The organism is Curtobacterium sp. 8I-2 (genome assembly GCF_902506155.1).
GTDB classification, from domain to species: domain Bacteria; phylum Actinomycetota; class Actinomycetes; order Actinomycetales; family Microbacteriaceae; genus Curtobacterium; species Curtobacterium poinsettiae.
Map to the genome: position 1 here is coordinate 319,275 of NZ_LR732827.1, position 14,499 is coordinate 333,773.

At 70.9% G+C, this 14,499-nt stretch carries 12 protein-coding genes and 1 tRNA gene; 1 reads left to right on the top strand and 12 read right to left on the bottom strand.

Going from position 1 to position 14,499, the window contains the following annotated elements:
* Nucleotides 1-80: 80 nt before the first annotated feature.
* From BOSE127_RS05230 to dusB, 10 genes are all read right to left on the bottom strand, one after another.
* A tRNA-Asn gene (locus BOSE127_RS05230) sits at nucleotides 81-153 on the bottom strand.
* Nucleotides 154-268: 115 nt separating this feature from the next.
* A complete protein-coding gene (locus tag BOSE127_RS05235) occupies nucleotides 269-1,279 on the bottom strand; it encodes a D-isomer specific 2-hydroxyacid dehydrogenase family protein (protein ID WP_236559505.1) in 1,011 nt (336 codons plus the stop codon).
* Nucleotides 1,276-2,205: an ATP-binding cassette domain-containing protein gene (locus BOSE127_RS05240; RefSeq protein ID WP_159556456.1), complete on the bottom strand. Its 930-nt coding sequence runs from the start codon at nucleotides 2,203-2,205 to the stop codon at nucleotides 1,276-1,278. The genes BOSE127_RS05235 and BOSE127_RS05240 overlap by 4 nt, the downstream gene beginning before the upstream one ends.
* A gap of 148 nt (nucleotides 2,206-2,353) precedes the next feature.
* Nucleotides 2,354-4,051 (bottom strand): ABC transporter ATP-binding protein, encoded by a 1,698-nt coding sequence (locus BOSE127_RS05245; RefSeq protein WP_071251414.1) that lies wholly within the window; start codon nucleotides 4,049-4,051, stop codon nucleotides 2,354-2,356.
* On the bottom strand, nucleotides 4,048-5,127 hold the full coding sequence (locus tag BOSE127_RS05250; protein WP_042539014.1) for an ABC transporter permease: 1,080 nt from the start codon (nucleotides 5,125-5,127) through the stop codon (nucleotides 4,048-4,050). The genes BOSE127_RS05245 and BOSE127_RS05250 overlap by 4 nt, the downstream gene beginning before the upstream one ends.
* A gap of 2 nt (nucleotides 5,128-5,129) precedes the next feature.
* Nucleotides 5,130-6,206 carry an ABC transporter permease gene (locus BOSE127_RS05255; RefSeq protein ID WP_082046916.1) on the bottom strand — a complete coding sequence of 359 codons (1,077 nt, stop codon included), beginning with the start codon at nucleotides 6,204-6,206 and terminating at the stop codon, nucleotides 5,130-5,132.
* 117 nt (nucleotides 6,207-6,323) lie between these two features.
* On the bottom strand, nucleotides 6,324-7,940 hold the full coding sequence (locus BOSE127_RS05260; protein ID WP_017886694.1) for an ABC transporter substrate-binding protein: 1,617 nt from the start codon (nucleotides 7,938-7,940) through the stop codon (nucleotides 6,324-6,326).
* Nucleotides 7,941-8,487: 547 nt separating this feature from the next.
* A complete protein-coding gene (gene dnaG, locus BOSE127_RS05265) occupies nucleotides 8,488-10,404 on the bottom strand; it encodes a DNA primase (RefSeq protein ID WP_017886693.1) in 1,917 nt (638 codons plus the stop codon).
* A 40-nt stretch (nucleotides 10,405-10,444) separates the two neighbouring features.
* Nucleotides 10,445-11,740 carry a deoxyguanosinetriphosphate triphosphohydrolase gene (locus tag BOSE127_RS05270; RefSeq protein ID WP_159556458.1) on the bottom strand — a complete coding sequence of 432 codons (1,296 nt, stop codon included), beginning with the start codon at nucleotides 11,738-11,740 and terminating at the stop codon, nucleotides 10,445-10,447.
* Nucleotides 11,737-12,903 carry a tRNA dihydrouridine synthase DusB gene (dusB, locus tag BOSE127_RS05275; RefSeq protein ID WP_159556460.1) on the bottom strand — a complete coding sequence of 389 codons (1,167 nt, stop codon included), beginning with the start codon at nucleotides 12,901-12,903 and terminating at the stop codon, nucleotides 11,737-11,739. The genes BOSE127_RS05270 and dusB overlap by 4 nt, the downstream gene beginning before the upstream one ends.
* Before the next feature lie 47 nt (nucleotides 12,904-12,950).
* Between dusB and BOSE127_RS05280 the strand changes: the two genes are divergently transcribed.
* Entirely contained in the window at nucleotides 12,951-13,436 is a 486-nt protein-coding gene (locus tag BOSE127_RS05280) for an aminoacyl-tRNA deacylase (RefSeq protein WP_159556462.1), read from the top strand.
* Nucleotides 13,437-13,555: 119 nt separating this feature from the next.
* On the opposite strand, the gene BOSE127_RS05285 is transcribed toward BOSE127_RS05280, so the two are convergent.
* Together BOSE127_RS05285 and BOSE127_RS05290 are read right to left on the bottom strand one after the other, a co-directional pair.
* On the bottom strand, nucleotides 13,556-13,765 hold the full coding sequence (locus BOSE127_RS05285; protein WP_071251407.1) for a hypothetical protein: 210 nt from the start codon (nucleotides 13,763-13,765) through the stop codon (nucleotides 13,556-13,558).
* Nucleotides 13,762-14,496 (bottom strand): DsbA family oxidoreductase, encoded by a 735-nt coding sequence (locus tag BOSE127_RS05290; protein ID WP_017886688.1) that lies wholly within the window; start codon nucleotides 14,494-14,496, stop codon nucleotides 13,762-13,764. Before BOSE127_RS05290 ends, BOSE127_RS05285 begins: the two co-directional genes overlap by 4 nt.
* Between the last annotated feature and the right edge of the window lie 3 nt (nucleotides 14,497-14,499).

A 14,499-nucleotide genomic window follows, 5' to 3' on the forward strand; every position in this document is an offset into this window, starting at 1 on the left:
GCGCCCCGCTGGGCCCGACGAGGGCATTCGGACCGTCGGGAACACAAAAGGTCCTCACCCCGAGGGGTGAGGACCTGTCGCTCCCCGAGTTGGACTCGAACCAACAACCTGCCGGTTAACAGCCGGCTGCTCTGCCAATTGAGCTATCGAGGATCACTGTCCGCTGGCGAATGACGTGCGAACAACGGGTAACAGCATAGCAGGACCCTGAGGCCCGCCACCGCATCGGACACGCCGCCCGGGCGCGCCGCGCGGTGGGCGCCCGGAGTCAGTACCCGGCGACCGGGTCGACGACGCCGACGAAGCCCTCGCCGGCACCCCCGAGGAAGGCGGTGGTGTTGAGCCGGACGCGCTCGGCGAGCAGGGGCGCGACCATCTCCGGGGTGTCGGCCTGGTGCGGGGTGATGACCGCGCCGGGCTCGGACCAGAGCGGGTGGCCGTCGGGCAGCGGCTCCGGGTCGGTGACGTCGAGTCCCGCCGCAGCGATCTCCCCGGTACGCAACGCGGCGACCAGGGCATCGGTGTCGACGAGTCCGCCGCGCGCGATGTTCACGAGCCGAGCGGACGGCTTCATGAGCCGGAACTGCCGCTCGCCGAAGAGCTTCGCGGTGCCCGAGGTCATCGCCGCCGCGATCATCACGACGTCGGCGTCGGGCAGGACCTGGTCGAGTTCGTCGGTGGTGACGGTCCGAGCGGCTCCCGGGACGGGGTCGGGCGAGCGACGCACCACGGTGGCCTCGACGTCGAACGGCGCGAGCAGCCGGAGGTACTCGAGCGCGATCCCGCCGGCACCGATGACGACGACGTTCCGCCCGTACAGCGAGACGCCCTCGGGCTCGGTCGCCCACGACGACGCACGGGCACGCTGCTGCAGGACCCGCAGCGTGCCGAGGGTCAGTGCCAGTGCGTGCTCGGCGACGGGCTCCGCGTAGGCGCCCTTCGCCGAGGTGAACAGCACGCGGTCGCCGTGCTCCTGGATCAGGTGCGCGAAGGCGTCGACGCCGGCGAACGGCAGCTGGACCCAACCGACGCCGGGCACGGACGACAGGGCGTCGGCCAGGCCGGACGGGTCGTGGGGGTCGAGCCAGACGATCCCGCGGGTGTCGGCGTCGAGCGGCGCGACGGTCCCACCGGCCGCGGTGACGGCGTCCACGTGCAGGTCGGTCGGCTCGGGCAGCACGGCGACGGGACCGGCCTGCGGGGCCTCGACCGGCAGCGGCGCACCCGAGGTGGGGACGACGGCACGGTGGCCGCGCGGGCCCTGGGTCGGGGTGCTCATGCGTTCTCCTGACGGTCGGTGCGCGGGCCGGTGCCGGCGGCGAGCGGACGGCGCGGCGCGGACGAGCGGCGGGCCGTCGTCGGCGTCGGACGGCGCTTCACACCACGCGCCGAGGTCGACGCGAGGGTCTTCACGTAGGGGTCGACGGGGTTGTCGAGGACCTCGTCGAAGGTGCCGAGGCCGACGAGCCGGGCATCGGCCATCACGGCGACGCGGTCGGCCAGCGCACGGGCCTCGCGCAGGTCGCTCGACACGACGACGGCGGAGAACTGTCGTCCGCGCTGCAGGGTCGCCAGGGCCTCGAGCACCGACTGCCGCACCAGGACGTCGACGCCGCGCGCGGGCTCGTCGGCGACCAGCAGCTGGGGTTCGAGCACGAGCGCCTTCGCCAGCGCCACCCGCTGGCGCTGACCGCTCGAGAGCTCCCACGTGTTCAGGCGCATCGTCCCGAGCGGCAGGTGCACGGCGTCGAGCAGCCGGGCCACGATGAGCCCTGCTTCACGCCGGTCGAACCGGCGGTCGCGTGCGTAGATCGGTTCGGCGACGGCCTCGCCGACGGTCAGGTCCGGGCTGAGCCGGTCTGCGCCGTCCTGCGGCAGGTAGCCGATCCGGCCGCTCAGCCGTTCGAGCTTGCGCGACGAGGGACGCAGGCCCCGGGTCTTCTGCCCGAGCACGGTCAGCTCGCCGCCGACGATGTGTCGGCGCAGCGCACCCTCGCCCTCGCCGTGGGATCCGAGCTGACCGGCGATGGCGGCGGCGAAGGTCGACTTGCCCGACCCCGACTCGCCGAGCAGGGCGAGGATCTCCCCCTGCCGCACCGACAGGCTCACGCCGTCGACGGCCCGGATGGACTCGCCCCCGCGTCCGCCCCGGTACTCGATCGACACGTCGTCCGCGACGACCGCCGGTCCGTTGACCGCGATCATGGGTCCCCTTCCACGCCGCCCCCTGGCGACGGTTCGCGACGGGCCGCCCTGGCAGGCCCGTCGTGCGTACAGCAGTGGAGGTGACCACCCTGGAGGCGCGGCGTGCGTCGACGACGTCGGCCGGGCCTCCGGGGCGGGTCACGTCGGGTCAGGACCCGACGTTCTCCAGTCGCTCCAGCGTACGCCGTCGCTCCGCCTGCTCCGCTGGGTCGGGCACCGGCAGCGACGCGAGGAGTCGCTGCGTGTACGGGTGCTGCGGGGCGCCGAGGACCTCGGCCGTCGTGCCCGTCTCGACCAGGTCGCCGCGGTAGAGCACGGCGATCCGGTCGGACAGCGCGCCCACGACCGCGAGGTCGTGGCTGATGAACAGCGACGCGAAGCCGAGGTCCTGCTGCAGTTCGAGGAAGAGCTCGAGCACCCGAGCCTGCACCGAGACGTCGAGCGCGCTCGTCGGCTCGTCGGCGATGAGCAGCTTCGGCCGGAGCGCCAGCGACCGGGCGAGTGACGCGCGCTGGCGCTGCCCACCGGAGAGCTCGTGCGGGTAGCGGTCGCCGTACGCTGCCGGCAGCTGGACGGCCTCGAGCAGCTCGTCGACCCGCTTGCGCGCGGCGCGGGGGCTCGAGACCTCCTTGTGCACGACCAGCGGCTCGGCGACGCACTCGGCGATCGTCAGCAGCGGGTTGAACGAGGTCGCCGGGTCCTGGAACACGAACCCGATGTCCTTGCGCAGGTGCTTGAAGTCGCGTTCGCGGTACCCGAGCATCTCCGCACCGAGGACCGTGAGCGAGCCGCCCGTGACCTTCGTCAGACCGGCCATGGCGCGGCCGATGGTGGTCTTGCCCGAGCCGGACTCCCCCACCAGGCCGAGGACCTCACCAGGACGGATCGCCAGGTCGATGCCCTTGACGGCCTTGAACGCCGGCGAGCCGAGCCGGCCGGGGTACTCGATCTCGAGCCCCTTCGCCTCGACCAGGGGCGTGACGTCCTCGGAGATCGCGGCACGCCGGGCCACCCCGGTCGACGCTTCGAGCCGCGGCACCGCTGCGAGCAACCGCTTGGTGTAGTCGGCCTGCGGCGTCGCGAAGAGCGCCGTCGCCGTGGCCTCCTCCACGATCTCGCCCTGGTACATCACGGCGACGCGGTCGGCCAGGTCGGCGACGACGCCCATGTTGTGCGTGATGACGACGATCGCCGTGCCGAACTCGTCGCGGCACCGGCGCAGCAAGTCGAGGATCTCGGCCTGCACCGTGACGTCGAGCGCGGTCGTGGGCTCGTCGGCGATGATGACGCTCGGCTCCAGGGCCAGGGCGCTCGCGATCACCACGCGCTGCTTCTGCCCACCGGAGAACTGGTGCGGGTAGTGGTCGACGCGGGTCTCGGGGTCGGGGATCCCGACGCGACCGAGGTAGTCGATGGCCCTCGCCCGTGCTTCCTTCCTGGACACGCCGCCGTGGGCACGGAGCCCCTCGGCGATCTGCCACCCCACGGTGAAGACCGGGTTGAGCGCGGTCGACGGTTCCTGGAACACCATCGCCCCGGCCGTTCCGCGCAGGCTGCGGAGCTTCTGCGCGCCGACGCTCACCACGTCGGTGCCGTCGAGCAGCACCGCGCCGCCGAGCGTCGCCGTCTCCGGCATCAGCCGCAACATGCTGCGCGCCGTGACGGACTTGCCGGAGCCGGACTCGCCGACCAGGGCGAGGACCTCGCCGGGGCGGACGTCGAGGCTGACGCCCTTGACCGCGTCGACGGCGCCGCCGTCGGTCGCGAAGGTGACCGTCAGGTCGTCGACGACGACGACGGGTTCGGTGGTGGTGTCGCCCGGTTGCAGGCGGGTGGTCGGGGTCATGCGCCCGTCCCTTCCGTGTCGTTCCGCGTGTCGGGCGCTGCGTCGGCGTCGGGCGATGCCTTGCCGTCGGGGGTGTGGCGCGCGTCGCGCGCTGCCTCGGTGCCGCGCGCGTCGCTCGTCGACACCAGCTGCTTCAGCCGTCGGCGTGCACGCAGGCGGGGGTCGGAGATGTCGTTCAGGCTCTCGCCGATGAAGGTCACGCCGAGCACGAGCACCACGATCGCGACACCCGGGTACACCCCGGTCCACCAAACGCCGCTCGCGACGTCGGAGAGTGCGCGGCTGAGGTCGTAGCCCCACTCGGCGCCGGACGTCGGGCCGATGCCGAACCCCAGGAAGCCGAGCCCGGCCAGGGTCAGGATCGCGTCGCTCGCGTTGAGCGTCAGGATGAGCGGCAGGGAACGCGTCGAGTTCCGCAGGACGTGGCGCGTCATGATGCGCCACGGGTTCGTGCCCATCACGCGCGCCGACTCGACGAAGGCGTCGTTCTTCAGCCGGACGGCCTCGGCACGGACCACGCGGAAGTACTGCGGCACGTAGACGACGGTGATCGAGATCGCCGCGGCGATGATGCCGCCCGAGTAGCTCGAGTTGCCGCCGGAGATCACGATGGACACGATGATCGCGAGCAGCAGCGACGGGAACGCGTAGATGGCGTCGGCCACGACCACCAGGACGCGGTCGAGCCAGCCGCCCAGGTACCCGGAGACCATGCCGAGCAGGACGCCGACGATGATCGAGACGATCACGGCGACGATGACGACGAGTACGGCCGTGCGGGCGCCGTAGAGCACGCGGCTGAACACGTCGAAGCCGCCGACCGTGGTGCCCCAGATGTGCTCGGCGCTCGGTTCGCCAGTGCGGGGGAAGCTCTCGCCGTCCGCGCCCTGCAGCTGGCCGAAGCCGTACGGGGCGAGGAGCGGGGCGAACACCGCGACGAGCAGGTACAGGGCGCAGATGACGACGCCGACGATGAGCATCGCGCGCTGCCAACCGGTGCTCTTGCGGAGCTGGACCACCACCGGGAGCCGCTTCCAGAGCGGCTCGTGGCGGTCGACGAGGGTGGTGTCGGCCATCGTCAGAACCTCACTCTCGGGTCGATCAGGGCGGCGACGACGTCGACGATGAAGTTGGTCACCGCGACGATCACCGCCAGCATCGCGACGATGCCCTGCACCGCGACGAAGTCACGGGCCGACAGGTACTGGTTGAGTTCGAAGCCCAGGCCGCGCCACCCGAAGGTCGTCTCCGTGAGCACCGAGCCGCCCAGGAGCATCGCGATCTGCAGCCCCATCACGGTGATGATCGGCACGAGCGCCGGACGGAACGCATGGGTGCGCACCAAGCGCGACTCGCGCACACCGCGGGACCGGGCGGCGTCGACGTACTCGGAGCCGAGCGACCCGATCATGTTCGCGCGCACCAGGCGCAGGAAGATGCCGGCGGTGAGCAGGCCGAGCGTCAGCGCGGGCAGGACGGCGTGCTGGAGCACGTCACCGATGACCTCGGCGTTGCCGGTGCGGAGCGCGTCGACGATGTAGATCCCGCTCGCGCCGGGGATGCCGTCGAGGATGAGCGACACCCGGGTCGACGCGCGGTCGCCCAGGGGCAACCAGTCGAGCCACACCGAGAAGACGAGCTTGAGCAGCAGGCCGCCGAAGAACACCGGGGTGGCGTAGGTCAGGATCGCCAGCGCACGGAGCAGCACGTCCGGCCACTTGTCGCGGGTGTACGCGGCGAGCATGCCGAGCGGGATGCCGAGCACCAGCGCGACGATGAGCGCGTAGAACACGAGCTCCGCGGTCGCGCCGCCGTACGTGACGATGATGTCGGTGATCGGACGGTTGTCCGTCGACGAGGTGCCGAAGTCACCGCGCAGGATGTTGCCGAGGTACTCGAAGTACTGCACGAGCACCGGTCGGTCGTACCCGGCGGCGTGCAGGCGTTCCTGCAGCTGGCTCGGCGTGAGCCGGCCGCCGACCGACGCGGTGATCGGGTTCCCGATGACGCGCATCAGGAAGAACACGAGCGTCACCAGGATGAAGACGGTCGGGATGATGAGGAGGAACCTGACGAGGATGTACCGGCCGAGTCCGCCGCCACTGTTCTTGGCACTGCGTTGTGCCTGTGGCTTGGTGGGATCGGTGCCGTTCACGTCCTGCGTTGCCTCGGGAGTGCTGAGGGTCACGGGGTGGGTGCCTTTCGTCGCCGTTGCACAGGCACGCGGGCGTCCCTCGTGGGAACGCCCGCGGCCTGCACGTGGGGCTTGGTGCTACTTGCTCAGGGTGGCGTACCGGAACTTGAACGAGGCGTCGAGGGTCAGGCCCTTGACGTCCTTGCCGGCGACCGCGACGGACTTGCCCTGCAGCAGCGGCAGCGTCGAGATCTGGGTGGCCTCGCGTTCCTGGGCCTGCTCGATCAGGTCAGCACGCTTGTCCGGGTCGGACTCGGCCTGCTCCTTCGCGATGAGGTCCTGGATCTCCGGGTCGTCGTAGTGGTTCTGGACGAAGTTCTCCTTGGTGAAGAACGGCGACAGGTAGTTGTCGGCGTCGGAGAAGTCCGGGAACCAGCCGAGCTGGTAGACGGGGTAGGCGTCCTTGGTGCGCTCCTGGGCGTAGGTCGTGTAGACCGTCGACTGGATGTTGACGGTGAACAGGCCGGAGTCCTCGAGCTGCTGCTTGAGCAGCGCGTACTCGTCGTCCGACGCCGAACCGTAGTGGTCGGGCGCGTACTGGATGTCGAGCTGCACCTTGCCCGTGACGCCGGCGTCCGACAGCGTCTTCTTCGCCTTGGATACGTCTGCGCCGCCGTCGCCGTCGCCGTACATCTCCTTGAACGGCTGGACCGCGCCGGTCAGGCCGTCCGGGACCATCGAGTACAGCGGGGTGAAGGTGTCGTTGTAGACCTCCTTCGCGAGCTGGGCACGGTCGACGACGTCGGCAGCGGCCTGACGCACGGCCAGGGCCTTCGCCTCGTCGGCGTCGTCCTGCCCGGTGCCGAACGGCTGCGTCTTGAAGTTGAAGACCACGTAGCGGATCTCGCCGCCGGGGCCGTCGGTGACCTTGAGGGAGTCGTCTCCCCGCAGGTCAGAGATGTCGGTCGGCGTCAGGGAGCGGTACGCCACGTCGACGTCGCCCTTCTGCACGGCGAGCTTGAGGTCGGTCTCCTTGGTGTAGTAGCTGGCGGTGACCTCGTCGGTCTTCGCCTTGCCGAGCAGGCCGTCGTACTTCGGGTTCGTCTTGTACTGGATCGTGTCGTTCTCCTTGTAGGAGCTGATCTGGTACTGCCCGGCGAAGGCCTTGCCCTTGACGATGTCGTCGGCGCTGGTGAGCTTCGTGGCGCTGAAGACGTCCTCGTCGACGATCGGACCCGCGGGGCTCGAGAGCACCTGCGGCCAGGTCTGGTCGGCGTGGTCGAGGTTGAACACCACGGTGGTGTCGTCCGGGGTGTCGATGCTCTTGAGGTTGGCCAGCAGCGACTGCGGACCGTTCTCGTTGTTGATCTTCAGTTCGCGGTCGAACGAGAACTTCACGTCGCTCGACGTGAGCTTGTTGCCGTTGGCGAACTCGAGCCCGTCCTTGAGGGTGACCTCGTAGGTGGTCGGGTTCGTGAACTCCGCCTTCGTGGCGATGTCCGGCTCGACGTCCGGGCTCCCCACGGGTGTGTTCATCAGGAACGGGAACACCTGGTTCTGCACGGCGAAGGAGCCGTTGTCGTAGGAACCGGCCGGGTCGAGGGACGTGATCTTGTCCGTCGTCCCGATGCTCAGGCCGTTCAGTTCGGTGTCACTCACGCTGCTGCTCGCGCAGCCGGTCAGCACCAGCGCCGTCGCTGCTGCACCGGCGCCGAGCGCGATACCGCGCTTGCCCCACTTGGTCACGGATGCCATGTCCGCTGCCTCTCTGGTCATGATTGCAAGAGTCCTGTGCCGGAGGGTCGAACGTCTGTGTGCCCGGCCAGGAACGCTCATTGGTATCACCCTGTCACGGAACAGAACGAACCGGGGGCGATTTGTTTACACCGCTGTAATGCACGGGCTGATCGCGTGATGCATGATTCCGCCGGAGTCGAGCGGCGCGTCACGCACGAAAGTTGCGCGGTGCAACCTGGGTGTTCGGGCGATCGAGGTCGCACGGACTGCCGGTTGTTGGTCCGTCGTGCACCGGTTCGCGCGACCTCGTCGAGGTGCCCGCCCGCCCCACCCCGCGCGGTCACGTCCCGTCGGCCGGACCCCGCCCAACCGACGGTCTGCGACCACTCGACGCCTCACAAGCGGCACGTCCTGACCACGCAAGAACCTCCGGGGCCGCACGGACCGCCGCACGCAGGCCCGCCGCGCGACAGTTCGTGCGACCACGGCGACGCACGCGCGGCGTGTCGTGCGATCGGACGCGGGCACGTCGGCTCGCCCCGGCCACAAGCCGCGCGACGAGCGGCTAGGACGCCTCGGCGTCAGCGCGCAACCGCATCCGCTGCCCGTCGATGTCGACGAGCTGCCGCTGGATCTCGGCGCGACGCTCGGCCTGCTCGTGCGGGTCGGCCCGCTGCAGCTGCCCCAGCAACGAGGCCTTGCGGGCGAGCAGGTCGCGCTCGACCAGGGCCACGACGATGCTCCGGCAGTACGCCGCCAGGTCCTCCGCGTTGCGCGCTGGGATCGGCGCGAGAGCGAGCTCGTGGGTCAGGGTGCGCAGCGGCGCGGGCACGTCGGCGAGCAGCCGGTCGAGCCAGTCCCCCGCACCGATGACGTCGACGTTCGCGACGACGGCGTCCCGCACCGCGGCGAGCATCGGGGTCGAGAACGTGGCCGACGCAGCGAGTCCGAGCATCGGTGCCCCGACGGACGTGGGCTGCTGCACCATCGCCATCACCGCGTCGCGCTCCATGCGGCTGATGGGGTCGTTCGGCAGCGAGCGGATCCCGGCGACGGGCTCGTCGGGGGTGTCGGCTGCGTCGGTGCCGGTTCCGGCACGGCCGTCGCGCCCCGAGCCTGCGGACCGATCGTCCTGCCCGGACCCCGCACGGCGTCGAGCGGTCTCGACCGACCGACGGACCTCGGGGATCTCCATGCCGAGCCACCCGGCGAGTTCGCGCACGTAGCCCTGCGTCAGCGAGCGGTCACGGATACCGGCGAGCACGGGCGCGGCCGCACGCAGGGCACCGACGCGCCCCTCGACGGTCTCGAGGTCGTGGCCGTCCAGAGTGCGGCGGATCATGAACTCGAACATCGGGCGCTTGTTCGTGACCAGTCGGCGGATGGCGTCGTCACCGCGCGCCAACCGGAGGTCGCACGGGTCGAGTCCGCCGGGCGCGACGGCGACGTAGGTCTGCGCCGCGAAGCGCTGTTCCTCCGCGAAGGCACGCGAGGCGGCACGCTGCCCGGCTTCGTCCGGGTCGAACGTGAACACGACCTCGCCGTTGGCGTTCGGGTCGGCGCCCGCCAGGTCACCGAGCATCGGCCGCAGCACCTTGATGTGGTCGACCCCGAACGACGTGCCGCAGGTGGCGACCGCGGTCGTGACGCCCGCGACGTGGCAGGCCATCACGTCGGTGTAGCCCTCGACGATGACGACCTGCTTCTGCTTCGAGATGTCGCGGCGGGCGAGGTCGAGGCCGTAGAGGACCTGGCTCTTGTGGTAGATCGGGGTCTCGGGCGTGTTGAGGTACTTGGGGCCCTTGTCGTCCTCGAGCAGGCGGCGCGCGCCGAACCCGATGGTGGCTCCGGTGACGTCCCGGATCGGCCACATCAGGCGCCCGCGGAACCGGTCGTACGGCGAGCGGTCGCCCTGGCTGACGAGACCGCCGGAGACGAGTTCTTCCATCGTGAAGCCGCGCCCGCGCAGGTGGTCCTTGAGCATGTCGTAGGACTTCGGGGCGAAGCCGACGCCGAAGTGCTGGGCGGCCGAGGGGTCGAACCCGCGCTCCCCCAGGAACCGGCGGGCGGGGTCGGCGGCAGCCGTGGTGAGCTGCCCCGTGAAGTACTCGAGCGCGGCTTCGTTCGCGGCGATCAGCCGTGCGCGGGTGTTGTAGTCGGTGCGCGGCCCGTCGCCCTCTTCGTAGTGCAGGGTGTAGCCGATCTTCGCGGCCATGCGCTCGACGGCCTCGGCGAAGGTGGTGTGGTCCTGCGCCATGATGAAGCTGAAGACGTCGCCGTCCTCGCCACAGCCGAAGCAGTGGTAGCGGCCGACCTGGGGCCGGACGTGGAACGACGGGGAGCGTTCGTCGTGGAAAGGGCAGAGGCCCTTCATCGACCCGACGCCCGCGTGCTTCAGCGTGACGTAGTCGCCCACGACGTCGGCGATGTTGACACGCGAGCGGACCTCGTCGATGTCGTTCCGCGCGATCCTGCCAGCCACCCCTCGATCCTAGTTCGTGGGACCGACGTCGGCGGACCGGTCAGACGGCGATGTGGACCGGTTCACGGTCACCCACCACCAGACGTCGGTGCCAGGCGAAGGCGCCCTGGTCGGTCAGGCTCGCGACCTGGTCGACGACGGCGCGCAGTCGGCCGGCGTCGTCGTCCGCGGCGTGCCAGTCGGCGGCGAACCCCGGCTCCAGGTCGGACGCACCGGTGGCCGCCAGTGCGTCGAGCAGTTCGGTGAGCACGCGGCGCTGGTCCTCGTACACGGGCTGACGGTCGCCCTGGGTCATCACGAAGGCCGCGACGATGCCCTTGAGCACCGCGATCTCCCCGATGATCTCGGGTGGGGTGACGACCGACGCGGCGAAGCGCACGAGCGACCCCGAGGCGTAGGACTCGCGGGTGGCGGCCGTCGCGGTGCGCGCGAAGCGTCCGATCAGCTGCGACGTCAGGTTCTTCAGGCGTGCGGCGTCACGGCGGGAGCCGTCGTACGCGGTCATCCACAGGGGCAACGCACGCAGGCGGTCGAACGCCTCGAGCAGCTCGTCGCGGCTCAGGTCGTCGCCGACCCAGGCGTGCATGGCGGTCACGATGTCGTTCTCGCCGACGCGGTCCCCCAGGGCCGCGACGTCGATGAACCCGGCGACGACGGCGTCCTCGAAGTCGTGCACGGAGTACGCGATGTCGTCGGCGAGGTCCATGACCTGCGCCTCGATGCACCGCTGACGACGCGGAGCACCGGCGCGGAGCCACTCGAAGGCGTCGTGGTCGTCGTCGTAGAAGCCGAACTTGGTGCGCCCGGACGACGACTCCGACACCCCCTGCGCAGCGGGCCACGGGTACTTGCAGCTGGCGTCCAACGATGCGCGGGTCAGGTTGAGCCCGAACGGACGGTCGATGTCGGCGCCGGGCCGGACGCCGTAGACCTTCGGCTCGAGCCGCGTGAGCAACCGGAGCGTCTGCGCGTTGCCCTCGAACCCACCGATGCCGCTCGCCCAGGCGTTCACCGCGGTCTCGCCGTTGTGCCCGAAGGGCGGGTGCCCGATGTCGTGCGCCAGGCAGGCGGTGTCGACCACGTCGGGGTCGAGCCCGAGCGAGTCGGCGAGCTCGCGGCCGACCTGCGCGACCTCGAGCGAGTGGGTCAGCCGGTTGCGGGCGAAGTCGAGCCCCGCGGTCGGGCTGAGCACCTGGGTCTTGGCGGCCAGACGCCGGAGCGCGCTGGAGTGCAGCAGTCGGGCGCGGTCACGGGCGAAGTCCGAGCGGCGGCTGCCGTGCTCCTCGGGGAGCCAGCGCTCCGCGTCGGCCGGGCCGTACGAGGCGGTGGCGCTCATCCGCCGCTGTGGTGCAGTTCGGCGGCGGCCAGGACCTTGCGGAACTCGGAGTCGACGTCGCGGCTCTCGAGCCAGCGGTCGGGCAGGGCGGTGCGCTTGGGGTGACCGGCACGACCGCGCGGCCCCTCGGCGTCGGCACCCGGGTACGGCGCGTCGTGGTCGAGCTGGCCGAGGAAGTCGTCGATCTCCTGCAGGCTCGACGCCATCGCCAGGCCGGACCGGACGTCGCTGCCGATCGGGTACCCCTTGAAGTACCAGGCCACGTGCTTGCGGATGTCGCGGCAGGCGTGCTCTTCGTCGCCGAAGAACTCGACGAGCAGCTCGGAATGCCGGCGGAACCCGTCGGCGACCTCGCCCAGGGACGGCATGTAGCGCAGGCCCTCGCCACGGAACGCCGCGGCCAGGTCGCCGAACAGCCACGGGCGGCCGAGGCAGCCACGCCCGACGACCACGCCGTCGGCGCCGGTCTCGTCGATCATCCGGAGGGCGTCGGCGGCCGACCAGATGTCCCCGTTGCCGAGGATCGGGATGTCGGTCACCGTCTCCTTCAGCGTGGCGATCGCCGACCAGTCGGCGTGCCCGGAGTAGTGCTCGTTCGCGGTGCGGGCGTGCAGCGAGACCGCGGCGACCCCGGCGTCACGCGCGATGCGGGCGGCGTCGAGGTAGGTCAGGTGGTCCTCGTCGATGCCCTTGCGCATCTTGACGGTGACGGGGACGTCGCCTGCGGCGCGCACGGTCTTGGTGACGAGTTCGCGGAACAGGTCGAGCTTCCAGGGCAGGGCCGCGCCGCCGCCCTTGCGGGTGACCTTGGGCACCGGGCACCCGAAGTTCAGGTCGATGTGGTCGGCACGGTCCTCGCCCACCAGGATCGACGCCGCTTCGGCCACGGTGTTCGGCTCGACGCCGTACAGCTGGATCGACCGCGGAGTCTCGGACTCGTGGTGCTGGATGAGCTGCATCGACACGGGGGTCCGTTCGACGAGCGCCCGCGAGGTGATCATCTCGCACACGTACAGCCCGGCGCCGTACTCGCGGCACAGCCGGCGGTACGCCATGTTCGTGATCCCGGCCATCGGCGCGAGCACGACCGGCACGTCGACCTCGATCGGGCCGATGCGCAGGGGGCCGCCGACTCGCGAGGCGGGTGCTTGTGTGATCGTCATACCTGACCCATCTTCCCACGTCGGTGCACGCCGGTAGCGTTCTCCACATGACGACCGACGCCAGCACCCGGTTCGACGCCGACGCCCAGGCCCGTGGCCTGCCGGTCGAGGTGGTGGAGCGACCGGCCGCGGACTCCCTGCACCAGGCCGCCGAACTGCTCGGCATCGAACCCGGCGACATCGTCAAGACCCTGGTGGTGAAGCGCCACGACGGCGGGTTCCTGCTCGCCCTGGTGCCGGGCGGGCGCAGCATCGCCTGGAAGAAGCTGCGCACCGTCGTCGGGGTCAACAAGCTCTCGATGCCCGACGCTGCCACCGCGCTCGGCGCGTCCGGCTACGAACGCGGGACCATCACGCCGATCGGCGCCACGGGTGACCTGCCGGTGTACGCCGACGAGCGCATCGTCGGACGCAGGGTCGCCCTGGGCGCCGGACGCCACGGCGCGAGCGCCTTCGTGGACGCGGAAGCACTCGTCGCCGCCTACGGCGCGACCGTCGCGGACATCACCGACGAAGAACCGCAGCGCGACTGATCGGTCTGGCGACCGACGGATCGCGCCCCCGCACAGCCGTCGCGCCCCGCAGGGTCGGGGCACAACGACCGCACGGGGGCGCGGGACCACCGGCGCGCGACGCGCGACCGACGGAAGCGTCAGTCCGGCACCTCGGTCCAGTCGCCCTCGGCACCGGCGAACGAGCCGGCGTCGATCAGGCACGAATCACCGTCGCAGACCGGCGCACCGCCGGCCGTGACCAGCGTGAGCAGGCCGGGGCGCGCCTCCAGACCGGAGATCGCATCCGGGACCGACGGGGCGGACGGGAGGCCCGCCCCACCCCCGACGGTGGCCGTCGCGTCCGTCATCGGGTCGCCGCCACGTCCGCGCTCGCGTCGTCCGCAGCGCGCTCGGCCGCCGAGGCGACCTCGTCCGGCGTGGTCTCGCGGAGCGCGACCACCTGGCGGAGCACCTGCTCGAACGCCGAGGGGTCCTGGGCACCGGAGACGCCGTACTTGCCGTCGATCACGAAGAACGGCACGCCGTTGATCCCGTAGGCCTGCGCCTGGGCCTGGTCGGCACGGACGGCGGCGAGCTGGGCGTCGTCGCGCAGGGTGCTGAGGACCTCGTCGCGGTCCAGGCCGATCTCCGCCGCCAGGTCGGCCAGCGAGGACTCCTGGCCGACGTGCTCGCCGCGCTCGAAGTAGGCGGTGAACAGGCGCTCGACCATCTCGAGCTGCTTGCCGTGCTGCTTGGCGAGGTGGATGACCTGGTGGGCCTTCACGGTGTTGGTGTGGTGCATCGCCTCGAAGTCGTAGTCGAGCCCCACGCCTGCGGCGATGCCCGTGACCTGGTCGAGCATCTGCTGCGCCTGGTCGACGGGCATGCCCTTGTGGCCGGACAGGAACTCGGCCTCGGTCCCCTCGAAGTCGACGGGGGTGTCCGGACTCAGCTCGAAGGAGTGGTACTCGACCTCGACGGGACGGCCCTCGGTCGAGGCGCCGAACGCGGCCACACCGGCCTCGAACTTGCGCTTGCCGATGTAGCACCAGGGGCAGGCGATGTCCGACCAGACATCGACCTTCACGGAGTCGTTCATGCT